This window comes from Sinomonas atrocyanea (assembly GCF_030812675.1).
Lineage (GTDB): Bacteria > Actinomycetota > Actinomycetes > Actinomycetales > Micrococcaceae > Sinomonas > Sinomonas atrocyanea_B.
Genome location: NZ_JAUSTE010000006.1, coordinates 183,792 through 196,572, shown reverse-complemented (window position 1 = coordinate 196,572; position 12,781 = coordinate 183,792). Strand labels below are relative to the sequence as shown.

The 12,781-nt window shown below is 71.9% G+C and carries 11 protein-coding genes; 8 read left to right on the top strand and 3 right to left on the bottom strand.

The annotated features are described in order from the left end of the window. Positions 1–55: 55 nt before the first annotated feature. Positions 56–1,348, bottom strand: coding sequence for an MFS transporter (locus tag J2W20_RS10840; RefSeq protein ID WP_373458001.1), 1,293 nt, complete (start codon positions 1,346–1,348; stop codon positions 56–58). Positions 1,349–1,463: 115 nt separating this feature from the next. Between J2W20_RS10840 and J2W20_RS10835 the strand changes: the two genes are divergently transcribed. From J2W20_RS10835 to J2W20_RS10805, 7 genes are all read left to right on the top strand, one after another. Further along, entirely contained in the window at positions 1,464–2,210 is a 747-nt protein-coding gene (locus J2W20_RS10835) for an IclR family transcriptional regulator (protein ID WP_307006625.1), read from the top strand. A 174-nt stretch (positions 2,211–2,384) separates the two neighbouring features. Next, a complete protein-coding gene (locus J2W20_RS10830) occupies positions 2,385–3,575 on the top strand; it encodes a 4-hydroxybenzoate 3-monooxygenase (protein ID WP_307006586.1) in 1,191 nt (396 codons plus the stop codon). A 199-nt stretch (positions 3,576–3,774) separates the two neighbouring features. Then, positions 3,775–4,254, top strand: coding sequence for a carboxymuconolactone decarboxylase family protein (locus J2W20_RS10825; protein ID WP_307006585.1), 480 nt, complete (start codon positions 3,775–3,777; stop codon positions 4,252–4,254). 158 nt (positions 4,255–4,412) lie between these two features. Next, positions 4,413–5,093 (top strand): PadR family transcriptional regulator, encoded by a 681-nt coding sequence (locus tag J2W20_RS10820; RefSeq protein ID WP_307006584.1) that lies wholly within the window; start codon positions 4,413–4,415, stop codon positions 5,091–5,093. 74 nt (positions 5,094–5,167) lie between these two features. Further along, positions 5,168–7,120 carry an ABC transporter ATP-binding protein gene (locus J2W20_RS10815; RefSeq protein WP_307006583.1) on the top strand — a complete coding sequence of 651 codons (1,953 nt, stop codon included), beginning with the start codon at positions 5,168–5,170 and terminating at the stop codon, positions 7,118–7,120. A gap of 321 nt (positions 7,121–7,441) precedes the next feature. Further along, positions 7,442–8,683 (top strand): 23S rRNA (adenine(2503)-C(2))-methyltransferase RlmN, encoded by a 1,242-nt coding sequence (gene rlmN, locus J2W20_RS10810; RefSeq protein WP_307006582.1) that lies wholly within the window; start codon positions 7,442–7,444, stop codon positions 8,681–8,683. Positions 8,684–8,804: 121 nt separating this feature from the next. Further along, positions 8,805–9,869: an FUSC family protein gene (locus J2W20_RS10805; protein WP_307006624.1), complete on the top strand. Its 1,065-nt coding sequence runs from the start codon at positions 8,805–8,807 to the stop codon at positions 9,867–9,869. Between the two features lie 69 nt (positions 9,870–9,938). Here J2W20_RS10805 and J2W20_RS10800 read toward each other — a convergent pair whose 3' ends face one another. Next, on the bottom strand, positions 9,939–10,442 hold the full coding sequence (locus J2W20_RS10800) for a GNAT family N-acetyltransferase (RefSeq protein ID WP_307006581.1): 504 nt from the start codon (positions 10,440–10,442) through the stop codon (positions 9,939–9,941). 154 nt (positions 10,443–10,596) lie between these two features. Between J2W20_RS10800 and J2W20_RS10795 the strand changes: the two genes are divergently transcribed. Further along, a complete protein-coding gene (locus tag J2W20_RS10795) occupies positions 10,597–11,262 on the top strand; it encodes a GTP cyclohydrolase II (protein WP_307006580.1) in 666 nt (221 codons plus the stop codon). A gap of 327 nt (positions 11,263–11,589) precedes the next feature. Here J2W20_RS10795 and J2W20_RS10790 read toward each other — a convergent pair whose 3' ends face one another. Next, the gene (locus tag J2W20_RS10790; RefSeq protein WP_307006579.1) at positions 11,590–12,690 is read right to left on the bottom strand and encodes a pyridoxal-phosphate-dependent aminotransferase family protein; all 1,101 of its coding nucleotides are present in this window, start codon (positions 12,688–12,690) and stop codon (positions 11,590–11,592) included. Between the last annotated feature and the right edge of the window lie 91 nt (positions 12,691–12,781).

The window sequence follows — 12,781 nt, the reverse complement described above, 5'->3', positions numbered from 1 at the left end:
CAGACGGTGGCCTTCAGGAGGTGACCCTCAGACGGAGGTTCCCGGGAGGTGACCCTCAGACGGAGGCCTTCGGGTTCGGCCGGGGTGCCTCGCGCGGCACGGCGACGAGTGCCAGCACGGCCAGGACGGCCGCTGCGGCGAAGACGTAGAACCCCCACGGGTAGGCGACGCCGAGCGTGACGAGCGTGCCCGTCACCGCGGGCCCGAGGATGGCGCCGATACGGCCCACGCCGGCGGAGAAGCCCAGGGCCGTCCCCCGCAGGTGCGCAGGGAAGAGCTGCGAGACCCAGGCGTAGACGAGCACCTGCGCGCTGAAGACGAACACGCCCGTGACGAACACGGCGGCATTGAGCAGGATCGCGTTCTGCATGCGGATGCTCAGCACTGCCAGCAGCAGCGCCGAGAGCCCGAACCACACCAGCACGATCCGCTTGGCGCCGTGCCGGTCGCCGAGCCATCCGGCCAGGAGGAGGCCCGCCACCGCACCCACGTTGAGCACGAGCAGGAGCGTCAGGGACGAGCTCAGCGAGTACCCGGCCTCGGCCATGAGGGTGGGCAGCCACGTGTTCAGCCCGTACACGAGCAGGAGTCCCATGAAGGAGGCAACCGCGATCCCCACGGCGATGAGCGGGTACGGCTTCTGCAGGAGGGCCGAGTAGCCGAGCTTCGCGTCCGCTGCGGCAGGGGCCCCGGCGGACGGCGAGTCGGACGACGGCGCCGGTTCGCCGCCGTCGTCCGCGGAACCGGCGGCGGGCAGCGACTCGGGGAGCTTGGCCCACAGGAAGGGGACGAGCGCGAGGCCGGCGAGGCCGCCGAGGAGGAACATGGCGCGCCAGTTCGGGACGATCAGGAGCGCGAGGAGGGCGGTGGCGACGGCGCCCGCGTGGTAGCCAGTCATGGTGCGCGTGGTGCTGGAGGCGCCGGCGCCGGCCCTCGCATAGTCGTTGATGTAGGCGAGGGCCGCCGGGAGGCAGGCGCCGAGGCCGAGCCCCGCGAGCAGGCGGAGCGCGCCGAATACGGCGACGTTGGGCGCGATGACCACCGCAAGGGTGAACACCGAGAACCAGGCGACGCAGGCGATGAGGAGGCGGCGCCGTCCGAAGCGGTCGGAGAGCGGGGCGATGAACAGCGCGCCGAGGCCGACGCCGACGAGCGAGATGGTCGCGGCGAGGGTGGCGCCGACCGGATTGAAGCCCAGTTCGTGGGACTTCAGGAGTGTGGGGATCACGGCGCCGAGGACCACGAGGTCGAAGCCGTCGAGGACCATCGCGAACCAGCAGAGCCAGACCGGCCACTGGGAGCGCACGGCCGGGACGGTCGCATGGGTGCGTGGAGTCGTCGTTGACATGGATTTCCTCAGGGTGCGGGGAGGAGGGACCTGAGAGTTGTATCACCGATCCCCGTGGCCCATGACACGTGAGACCATTGAACGGAATAAGGGGCGTCGCGTGGAGGAGGGCATGATGGCCAATTCGGGCTCCGGGGACTCCGTGGTGGACCGCGTGGTCCGGATCCTGGAGGCGTTCCCCGAGGGGGTGAGCTCGCTGCCGCTCGGGGAGCTCGCGGCCCGCGCCGGCCTGCCGCTCACGAGCGCGCACCGCCTGGTCAGCCAGCTCGCCGGCCACCGCCTCCTCGAGCAGGCTCCCGGCGGGAAGGTGCAGCTCGGCCTGCGGCTCTGGGAGCTCGTGAACCGCAACTCGCCGACCCTCGTGCTCCGCCAGGCGGCGCTGCCGTTCATGGACGACATCCACCAGGTCCTCAACCAGAACGTCAACCTCGCGGTGCTCCAGGGCGACGACGTGCTGTTCGTCGAGCGCCTCTCACGCCGCGGCTCCGTGGCGAATCGGGCCAAGGTGGCCGGGCGGATGCCCGTGCACGTCTCCTCCGCCGGGGTCGCGCTCATGTCCGCCCAGCCGCCCCACATCCAGGCCGCCTACCTCGCCCGGTTCCGCGACCCCACGGGCAAGGCGACCACCGAGCATGTCCGCCAGCTCCTCGCCGCCGCCGCGACGCACGGGTACGCGGAGCTCGCCGGCGTGGTCGATCCCGACACGTGGGGCATTGCCGTTCCCATCTTCGACCGCCAGCGCCGCGCGGCGGCGGCGATCGGCGTCGTCGTGCCCCTCGCGGAGGTGCGGATGCAGCAGCTGGTGCCCGCCCTCAAGACGGCGGCGCGGGGCATCGGCCGGCAACTCGGGTCCGTGGGGTAGGCGGGGGGCGCTGCGGAGGCACGACGCCGGTACTCGGCTCTCGTTTTCGGCAGCACCTTCCGATGAACGGAATTCGGGTTCGCGGTGTGAGCGAGCCGCGTCACACTCGAGGGAGACGCACGCCGCAGCGGATCCCGCCGGCCCTGTGCCCCGAAGAACCCGAAAGGAACGATCATGGGCGATCGCACCGTCATCACCACCCAGGTGGCCATCATGGGCGCAGGGCCCGCAGGCCTCATGCTCTCCCACCTCCTGCACCAAGCGGGCATCGAGAGCACGGTCGTCGAGATCCGCAGCCGCGAGGAGATCTCCGGCACGATCCGCGCAGGCATCCTCGAGGCCGGCTCCGTGGACCTCCTCGTGAACTCCGGCGTGGACAACGTGCTCCGCAACGGCCACGAGCACGAGGGCACCGAGTTCCGGGTCAACGGCGAGGGCCACCGGATCGACTTCAAGGGCCTCGTGGGCCAGTCGGTGTGGCTGTACCCGCAGAACGACGTCTTCGACGACCTCGCCGCGCGCCGCGAGGCCGACGGCGGGGATGTGCGCTACTCGTGCTCGAACACCGACGTCTACGACCTCCTCGGCACCCCCAAGGTCTACTTCACCGACGCGGACGGGCAGGATTTCGAGCTGCGCGCCCAGATCCTGGTCGGCGCCGACGGCTCGCGCTCGTACTGCCGCCACCAGATCCCCGAGTCGAGCCGCAAGACGTACTTCAACGCGTACCCGTTCGCGTGGTTCGGCATCCTCACCGAGGCCCCGCGCAGCGCCCCTGAGCTCATCTACGCCAACTCGGCCCATGGCTTCGCACTCATCTCGCAGCGCACCGACACGGTGCAGCGCATGTACTTCCAGTGCGACCCCACCACGAACCCGGCCGACTGGACCGACGAGCAGATCTGGGAGCAGCTGCGCGTGCGGGTCAACGGCAACGGGTTCGAGCTGAAGGAGGGGCGGATCACGGACAAGGTGGTGCTGCCGTTCCGCTCGTTCGTCCAGGCCCCCATGCGGCACGGGAACCTGTTCCTCGCCGGCGACGCCGCGCACACCGTCCCGCCCACGGGCGCCAAGGGCCTGAACCTGGCCCTGCACGACGTCAAGCTCCTGTTCGAATCCCTCGACTCGTACTTCAAGTCCGGTTCGAGCGCGCTCGTCGACACCTACTCGGACCGCGCGCTCGACCGCGTCTGGAAGGCCCAGTACTTCTCCTACTGGATGACCACGCTCCTGCACACGGTTCCGAGCGAGGAGAACCACGACTTCTTCCGCGCCCGCCAGCTCGGGGAGCTCCGCTCGCTGCTCGAGTCCGAGCACGGCCGCGCCTACATCGCAGAGTGCTACACCGGGTGGCAGGGCAAGTAGCCCCCGGGCGGCGGGCGGCAGCGCACACCCCCAGGAGGTGACCCCCAGGAGGTGACTCCCAGGAGGTGCCCCCCAGGAGGTGCCCCCCAGGAGGTGACCCCCAGATTCTGGGGGTCACCTCCTGTGCGTGGTGGCCCTCTGTACGGGTCGCCGCCCGCCGTTGCCGCCTCCGGGCACGGCCGCGGGCGAAGATGGGTCCATGACCAACGCTGTCCCGGACCTCACCGATGAGCCCTCCTTCTACCTCGACAAGTCGGACCCCGCGGCGTGGAAGGCCCTCAACGGCCTCACCCTCGCCGTGCGGAAGGCGACGGACGACGCCGGGCTGCCGCGCGCCGTCGTCGAACTCGCCTCGGTACGGATCTCGCAGATCAACGGCTGCGCCTACTGCCTCGACCTGCACGGCCGGCTCGCCGTCGAGGCGGGCGTGCCCGAGCGGAAGCTGCACGTGCTGCCGGCGTGGCGCGAGGCCGGGCTGTTCACGGTGCTCGAGCGGGCCGCGCTCGATGTCGCCGAGGCCGTCACGCTCCTGCCCGACGACGAGGAACGGCTGAACACCCTCGCCAAGGCGAGGGCCGAGCTCGGCGACGCCCGGTTCTCCGCACTCACGTGGGCCGCGGTGACGATGAACGCCTTCAACCGCGTCTCCATCGTGAGCCGGCACAAGGTCCAGCCCTAGGCTCCATCCTCGATCGGCTCTGGCCCGCATGATCGGTGCTGCCCCGCGCCGATCGTGCGGGCCGGGGCCGTTCCTGTTTTCGGAGCCGCCCCGCCCTCTTGTTCTCCGATCTTCAGCGATATATCGTTGAGTATCGATCGCGCGAAAGGAGAACCACCATGCGATCCCATCCACACCACCACGACGCACTGCACCACCACGACGGCCCCCGCGGGCCGCGCCGCGGATTCGGCCCGGGAGGGTTCGGTCCCTCAGGCTCGGCGGCCTTTGCCCCCGGCGGCCCGGGCGGCGGATTCCCGGGCTTCGGCCCCGGATTCGGCGGCCACGGCTTCGGCCCCGGCCACCACGGTCCCGGTGGCCACGGCTTCCCGCCCGGCTTCGGACCGCGCGGGGGCCGGAGGGCGAGCCGCGGCGACGTCCGGGCCATGATCCTCTCGCTCCTGTCCGAGCAGCCGCTCACGGGCTACGGCATCATCCAGGCCGCCGGCGCCAAGACGAACGGCGTCTGGAAGCCCAGCCCCGGCTCCGTCTACCCGACGCTCCAGCAGCTCGTCGACGAGGAGCTCGTCGAGCAGGCCGGCGAGGGCAAGCGCACCGAATACGCCCTGACCGAGGCCGGCCGCGCCTACGTCGCCGACCACGCCGAGGAGCTCACCAAGGCCTGGGATGCCGCGCCCGGAAGAAGCGAGGCCACCGAGGCGTTCATGGAGAGCGTCGGGAAGTTCATGGGCGTCCTGCACCAGTTCCGGGCGGCCGCAACGGACGAGCAGCGCGCCCAGGCCGCCGCGAAGATCGACGAGGCCCGCAAGGCCCTCTACCTGATCCTTGCCGAGGACTAGCCGGCGCACCCCGATCCTCTCGGGGCGAACACAGATCGCTTGGGCTTCGCAGGAACCGGGCGGAAAGTAGGAGCATGTCACAGATGCCACCCTGGCGGGGAGGCGGCCCCGTAGGCCGCGGAGGCCGCGTCTCGACCGGGGACGCGGCCCTCCAGCGCAAGCTCAACGCCGAGGCGCCGAAGATCCCGCACCTCTTCCGGCGGATCGCCGAGCTGTTCAGGCCGCACCGCTACGCGCTCGTGCTCACGGTGGTACTCGTCCTCGCGTCCGCGGCGCTCTCCGTCGCCCCGCCGCTGCTCACCCAGCGGATCTTCGACCAGGGCCTGTTCCCCGCCGGCGGCCACCCGGTGATGTCCGTGCTCGGGGAGCTCGTGGCCCTCATGGTGGGCGCCTATGTGCTCTCCGCCCTGCTCGGGGTCTGGCAGACATACCTCACCTCGACCGTGGGCAACGCGGTCATGGGGGCGCTGCGCGTGCGCCTGTTCACGCACCTGCAGTCCATGGAACTCAGCTTCTTCACCCGCACCAAGACCGGCGTCATCCAGTCGCGCCTGCAGAACGACGTCGGCGGGGTCGCCACCGTACTGGCGAACACCGTGAGCGGGGTGGTCGGCAACGTCGTGACGGTCATCGCGGCGTTCGTGGCCATGGTGGCGCTCAACTGGCAGCTGACGCTCATCGCCGTGGTGCTCATGCCGTTCCTCGTCGTGGCCCAGCGGCGGGTGGGGCAGGTCCGCGCCCGGATCGCGACCAAGACGCAGGAGTCCCTCTCGGACATGACCGCGATCACCCAGGAGTCCCTCAGCGTCTCCGGGATCCTGCTGTCCAAGAGCTTCAACCGCCAGACGGACGAGATCGGCCGGTACTCGGCCGAGAACGGCAACCTCGTGAAGCTGCAGATCCGGCAGGCCATGAGCGGGCAGTACTTCTTCGCCCTCGTGACGATCTTCATGTCCTCGATCCCGGCGATCGTGTACCTCGTGGCCGGGTGGCTGCTGACCGGCGGCGCCGGGTTCCACCGGGCCGGCGCTGGCGGGGCCGCGGGTGCCGGCGGCGCCGTGATCACGGCCGGCACCATCGTGGCCTTCACCAACGTGCAGGCCAGGCTCCTCTTCCCCCTCATCGCCCTCATGCGCGTGGCCCTCGACCTGCAGACCTCGGGCGCCCTGTTCGCCCGCATCTTCGAGTACCTCGACCTCAGGCCCGCCATCGCGGACAAGCCCGGCGCCGCGGCGCTGCCCGACGGGGCGCCCCGGCTCGGCGAGGTCGCCTTCGAGGACGTGACCTTCCGCTACCCGGATGCCCGGGGCGACGACCGGGCCACCCTCGACCGGGTGTCCTTCACCATCGAGCCCGGGCAGTACGCCGCGTTCGTGGGCCCGAGCGGCGCGGGGAAGACCACCGTCTCCTACCTCATCCCCCGCTTCTACGAGGCGAGCTCCGGGTCGGTCCGGTTCGCGGGGCAGGACGTGCGCGACCTCCAGCGCGAATCCCTGGTGGGCCACATCGGTGTGGTCAGCCAGGAGACGTATCTCTTCCACGCGACCATCGCGGAGAACCTGCGCTACGCCAAGGCCGACGCCACCAGCGAGGAGCTCGAGGCGGCATGCCGGGCCGCCAACATCCACGAGACCATCGCCTCGTTCCCCGACGGGTACGACACGGTGGTGGGGGAGCGCGGCTACCGGCTCTCCGGCGGCGAGAAGCAGCGGATCGCGATCGCGCGGGTGCTGCTGAAGGACCCGGAGGTGCTCATCCTCGACGAGGCCACGAGCGCTCTCGACACCATCTCCGAGCGGGTGGTCCAGCAGGCCCTCGACGCCGCGTCCCATGGGCGCACCACGATCGCGATCGCGCACCGGCTCTCCACCGTGGTGGGGGCGGACGTGATCTACGTCGTGGACCGGGGCCGGATCGTGGAGCACGGGACGCACTCGGAACTCCTCGCCGCGGACGGCGCCTACGCCCGGCTCTACCGGGAGCAGGCCGCCGCCCCCTCCCCGGCGCGGGCGGCGCCCACCCCCTGACGCGCCCCGACGCGCCCACCCCCGGTCGCTGCCCGGCCGCGCCCCTCCCCGTTTCGGGTACGCATCTCGTCGCCCTTTCCCGCCCTCGGGTACGAGGGTGCCGCGGACGACGGCGGGTGCCCCGCCCGCGCGGGCCGGGCACCCGCCGTCGTGCGTACCAGGAACCCCGAAAAGGCGACGAGATGCGTACCCGAAACGGAGAAACCCCGACGAGATGCGTACCCGAAACGGAGCGAGGAGGGGCGAAGCAGGGGTCAGGGAGAGCGGAATCATAGTGGGCCGGTTGGAGGATCAACAAACGGGCGTGGGATGATGGAAAGGATGACTTCTCAGACGCGAACCCCGAACCCGGAGAGCCAGCCCCCCGCCCGCACCGCAGCCGGGGCCGCCCAGGAGCGACCCCAGGTGCTCCCGACGGCCGAGGGCTGGGAGCAGCAGCGCACCCCCGAGGGCCGCCCGCTGCTCCAGTTCGCCTCGCCCCGCGTCAAGCAGCCGCCGCAGCACCTCGCGGACCTGAGCCTCGAGGAGCGCCAGGCCAAGGCCAAGGAGCTGGGCCTGCCGGCGTTCCGCGCCAAGCAGCTCTCCACCCACTACTTCCAGCACTGGACCACGGACCCCGAGGCCATGAGCGACCTGCCCAAGGCCGGCCGCGAGGAGCTCGTCGGGCAGCTGTTCCCGCCGCTGCTTAGCGAAGTCCGCCGCCTCAAGACGGACGACGGCAACACCATCAAGTTCCTCTGGCGCCTCTTCGACGGCGCGCTCGTCGAGTCCGTGCTGATGCGCTACCCGGGCCGCATCACCCTGTGCGTCTCGTCCCAGGCGGGCTGCGGGATGAACTGCCCATTCTGCGCCACCGGCCAGGCCGGGCTCACCCGCAACATGTCCACGGCCGAGATCGTGGACCAGGTCGTCGCCGCGAACCGCCTCATCGCCGCCGGCGAGCTGGGCACCGCCGAGCACGACGACGAGCGCGTCACCAACATCGTCTTCATGGGCATGGGCGAGCCGCTGGCCAACTACAAGCGCGTCATGAACGCCGTGCACCGCTTCGTGGACCCGGTCCCGATGGGCCTGGGCATGAGCGCCCGGAACATCACCGTCTCGACCGTGGGCCTCGTCCCGGCGATCCGCAAGCTCGCAGACGAGGACCTCCCGGTCACCTTCGCGCTCTCCCTCCACGCGCCCGACGACGAGCTCCGCGACGAGCTCATCCCCGTCAACAACCGCTGGAAGGTCGACGAGGCCCTCGACGCCGCGCACGACTACTACGTCAAGACCGGCCGCCGCGTGAGCATCGAGTACGCGCTCATCAAGGACATGAACGACCACGCCTGGCGCGCGGCGCTCCTGGCCAAGAAGCTCAACCAGCGCGGCCGCGGGTGGGTCCACGTGAACCCGATCCCGCTCAACCCGACGCCGGGATCGATCTGGACCTCTTCCGAGCGCCACGTGCAGCAGGAGTTCATCGAGACCCTCCGCGCCGCGGGCGTCCCCACGACCCTGCGCGACACGCGCGGCAAGGAGATCGACGGCGCGTGCGGCCAGCTGGCTGCCGCAGAGTAGGGGCGCGGTGAGCGAGGGGCGCAGCACCGGCCCGAGCACCCCGGCGCACGACGGCGGCACGCGCCCGGGCGGCCCGCTCGCCGTCGCCGGCACGCGGCTGCGGGAGTTCGTGCACCAGCTGCTGTTCAGCATCGGCCCGGCGCGGAAGGACCACCAGGCCGCGATCCGGGTCGCAGCGGGACTGTTCATCCCGCTCATCACGCTCGTGGTGCTGGGCCGGCTGGACCTGGCGATCTTCGCGAGCTTCGGCGCGTTCGCCGGCATCTACGGGCGCAACGAGCCGCACCGTGCCCGGATCGTCGCGCAGGTCCGGGCCGGCCTGCTGATGCTGGCCGTGATCCTCGCGGCCACCCTCACCGCCCGGCTCAGCCCCGGCGACCTCGTGAGCCCGTGGACCATTGTGGTCGGCACCACGGTGGTGGCGTGGGCGTGCACGGTGATCGTGGGGTACTGGAGGCTGCGGCCGGCGGGCTCGCTGTTCCACATCTTCGCGTACGCGGCGATCGCCTCGGTCCCGCACCAGCCCCCGCTCGGGGCGGCCATGCTCACCGCGGTCGCCACGGTCGCCCTCTGCCTGCTCATCGGGCTCTCGTCCCGCGTCCACCCGGGGCACCGCACCCCGCTCACATGGGCGGGCGTCCGCGCGGCCTGGCGCGTGCGGCTCGGGGCGGACGAGCGCCGGGCCCTGTGGCTCGAGTCCCTCGGCTACCTCGTCGCGGCGGCCGTCGCGGGGGTGGTCGCCACGATCGTGGGCCAGTCCCTCGGGTTCGGGCACAACTACTGGGCGATGGTCGCCGCCGTCGTGCCGCTCGTGGGCCACACGACCCGGCACCGCGTGGCCCGGGGCCTGCAGCGTATCCTCGGCACGATGGTGGGCCTGGTGGTGCTCGCCGCGATCGTCGCGCTGACGCCCCAGGCGTGGGCGATGGTCCTGCTCATCGCCGCGTGCCAGTTCGGGGCCGAGATGCTGATCGCGCGGCAGTACTTCCTGGCCCAGGTGTGCGTCACCCCGCTCGCGCTCATGTCCACGCTCCTGGTGGTGCGCGTCGATCCGCTGGACCTCCTGCACGACCGCTTCATCGACACCGTGATCGGCGCCGTGGTCGGCGTGGCCGTGGTGACGGCGCCCAGCGCCTGGCGGCGCTGGATCCACTGGCGCTCGCGGTCCGAGCAGCTGGACTGGTAGCCGGACTGGGTGCCGGCAGCGCCCCCGGGGCCACACACCCCCGGCCCCCCGGCCCCAGCCCCGGGGTGCTCACGCCGTGATCGCGTGCACCCGCACCGGCGTCATGACCGGCTTCGCGTAGCAGACGGAGTCGGCGAGGTCCGTGTAGGGGCCGAAGTTCGGGATCCGGCGGTACCCGGACGCCTCGTAGAACATCTTCCCGTCGGGCTGGGCGGACCCCGCCTCGGCGAGCATGAGCGTCACCCCGGCCGCATAGGCCTCGGCCTCGAGGGCCACGAGGATCGAGCTCGCGATCCCCGCCCCGCGCGCGTACGGGAGCACGTAGACCCGCTTGACCTCTGCGGTGGTCCGCTCGACCCAGCGCAGGCCGCCGCAGCCGAGCGGCTGGCCCGTGGCCCTCTCGTAGGCGACGAGGAACACGGCGGTGTCCGCGGCTGACGGCGGCCCCCCCGCCTCGTGCGCGGCGTGGCCGTACCGGGCGTCGAGCTCCGCCTGCTGGGCGGCGCGCAGGTCGCGTCCCACGGGGTTGGACCACGGGACCAGCCGGATCGTCAGCTTGGGGTGGGTCTGCATGCCGCCTCCTTGGTGCAGGGAATGCCCTGACGCTACGGGCTGGGTGTTTCGCTTCCATGACGGCCCTGTGAGGAATGTCGAACGGCTGGGTAAAGTCGGCGTACACGGATGCAGAGTGGGGCGGGCGCCGGTTGCCCGCCGAAACGGAGGGGCCATGTCAGCTGCAGCAGAGGTGCGCACGCGGGTGCAGGTGCCGCTCAGATTCGCCGGCGGGTTCACCGCCACGGCGGACGTCTTCACGTTCCAGGGCCTCGTGGACGCCCGCGAGCACCTCCTGCTCGGGCTCGGCGACTGGGAAGGCGCTCTGCAGCGGGCACAGGAGGGCGGCGAGCCCCCGCTCGTGCGCCCGCACAGCGAATGCCTCACCGGGGACGTGCTCGGCTCCGAGCGCTGCGACTGCGGCCCGCAGCTGCGCGAGGCCGTGGAGCGGATCTCGGCGGCCGGCGGCTTCCTGCTGTACCTCCGGCAGGAGGGCCGGGGGATCGGGCTGTACGCGAAGCTGGACGCATACGCCCTCCAGGACCAGGGGCTCGACACCTACGCGGCCAACCGGGCCCTCGGCCGCGGCGAGGACGAGCGCGACTACGAGGCCGCCGCGCAGATGCTCGGGGCGCTGGGTGCCACGCGCATCAGGCTCCTGAGCAACAACCCGGACAAGGCCCTCCAGCTCGAGGCCTTCGGGATCGAGGTGGCCGAGCACGTGCCCACTGCGGTGCACCTGTCCGCCAACAATGTCCGCTACCTCAAGGCCAAGCGGGACCATACCTTCCACACCCTCGACCTGGCGGCCGCCGGCGACGTCGAGGTCGACTCGGCCTAGCCCCGGGTCAGGCCGGACCCTGGCCTGGCGGCCGGAACCGACAGGCTTTCACCGGCCTCCGGCGCCGAGGTGCCGCGTGTCCGCTCCCGAGACGCGGCCTGCGCGCTCAAAGCAGGTCGGTCTTGAGCGGCGGCGGATTCCGGTTCCGGTTCGCCGGTCACGGTCCCGCGCACGACGCCGGCCGCCGCGCCTCGAACACGAGGCCGCACCCGCCGTCGAACGTCACCGCCTGGAACGAGGCCCCCGAGGCGACCTGCCGGAGCTGCGGGCCCGCTCGGCACGAGCCCGTTCCCTCCGTCCCCGCATCCCCCGCGCGGTCCACGGGCGTCAGCGCACCGCGCCGATCGCCTCGCCCAGGGCGCCGAGGACGAGCGTCACCGAGGCCGGGTTCGCGTTGGGCCCCATGAGCCCGATCCGCCAGACGGTGTCGGCGAACTCGCCCACCCCGGCGCCGACCTCGATGGAGTACTGCTCGAGGAGGATCCGCCGCACCCGGGCGGAGGAGACGCCGTCCGGGACGCGCACGGTGGTCAGGCTCGGCAGGCGGCTGCCCTCGGCGGCGAACAGCTCCAGGCCCATGTCCTCGAGCCCCTCGCGCAGGGCGGCGCCGGCGGCCTCGTGGCGGGCCCACACGGTGGGCAGCCCCTCGGCGAGGATCCGGTCGAGGCCCGCCTCGAGTCCGGCGACCATGGTCACCGGCGCGGTGTGGTGGTAGGTCCGGCTGCGGCCCCGGGCGGCGCCGACATAGCCGCCGAGCAGGCCGATGTCGAAGTACCAGGAGCGCGGCTCGCGGACTCGCCGCTCGAAGGCCCGCTCGGAGACGGTGAACGGGGACAGGCCCGGCGGGACGCCGAGGCACTTCTGGGTGCCCGCGTAGCCGATGTCCACGCCCCACTCGTCCGCGAGGAGCTCGAGGCCGCCGATCGAGGTCACCGCATCCACGAGCAGGAGCGCGTCCCCCTTGCCGGCCCCGAGGACGGCGATGTCGGAGCGGACGCCCGTGGACGTCTCGGCGTGCACGGCCGCGATGATCTTCGGCGACGGGTGGGCGGCGAGGACGCGCTCGGCATCGACCGGATGCCCCCACTCGTGGTCCACGCGGACCACCTCCGCACCGCAGCGGCGGGCCACCTCGCACATCCGCTCGCCGAAGAGCCCGTTGACTGCCACGACGACGGGGTCGCCCGGTTCGACGAAGTTCACGAACGCCGCCTCCATGCCACCCGAGCCGGTGGCCGAGACGGGCCACGTGCGCGCGTTCGCCGTGCCCCACACCTCGCGCAGCCCGGTCGAGACGCGGTCCAGCCGCTCGATGAACGCCGGGTCCAGGTGCCCGATCACGGGGTACGAGAGGGCAGCCATGACCTCCGGGTACGCGTTCCCCGGGCCCGGTCCGAACAGGTAGCGGAACGGCAGGATCTCACTCATGCGCCCACCCTACCCACGGCGAGGCGCGACGTCGCCGGGCCGGGTCGCGGACCCGGGCCCGGCGGCGTCGCGCGTCGGGGAAGGTGGTGAG

Coding starts and splice junctions, on each gene's coding strand:
- J2W20_RS10815 (WP_307006583.1), top strand. CDS start 5,168: ATGTCACAGATGCCACCCTGGCGGGGAGGCGGCCCCGTAGGCCGCGGA.
- J2W20_RS10830 (WP_307006586.1), top strand. CDS start 2,385: ATGGGCGATCGCACCGTCATCACCACCCAGGTGGCCATCATGGGCGCA.
- J2W20_RS10795 (WP_307006580.1), top strand. CDS start 10,597: ATGTCAGCTGCAGCAGAGGTGCGCACGCGGGTGCAGGTGCCGCTCAGA.
- J2W20_RS10790 (WP_307006579.1), bottom strand. CDS start 12,690: ATGAGTGAGATCCTGCCGTTCCGCTACCTGTTCGGACCGGGCCCGGGG.
- J2W20_RS10825 (WP_307006585.1), top strand. CDS start 3,775: ATGACCAACGCTGTCCCGGACCTCACCGATGAGCCCTCCTTCTACCTC.
- J2W20_RS10820 (WP_307006584.1), top strand. CDS start 4,413: ATGCGATCCCATCCACACCACCACGACGCACTGCACCACCACGACGGC.
- J2W20_RS10840 (WP_373458001.1), bottom strand. CDS start 1,348: ATGTCAACGACGACTCCACGCACCCATGCGACCGTCCCGGCCGTGCGC.
- rlmN (WP_307006582.1), top strand. CDS start 7,442: ATGACTTCTCAGACGCGAACCCCGAACCCGGAGAGCCAGCCCCCCGCC.
- J2W20_RS10835 (WP_307006625.1), top strand. CDS start 1,464: ATGGCCAATTCGGGCTCCGGGGACTCCGTGGTGGACCGCGTGGTCCGG.
- J2W20_RS10800 (WP_307006581.1), bottom strand. CDS start 10,442: ATGCAGACCCACCCCAAGCTGACGATCCGGCTGGTCCCGTGGTCCAAC.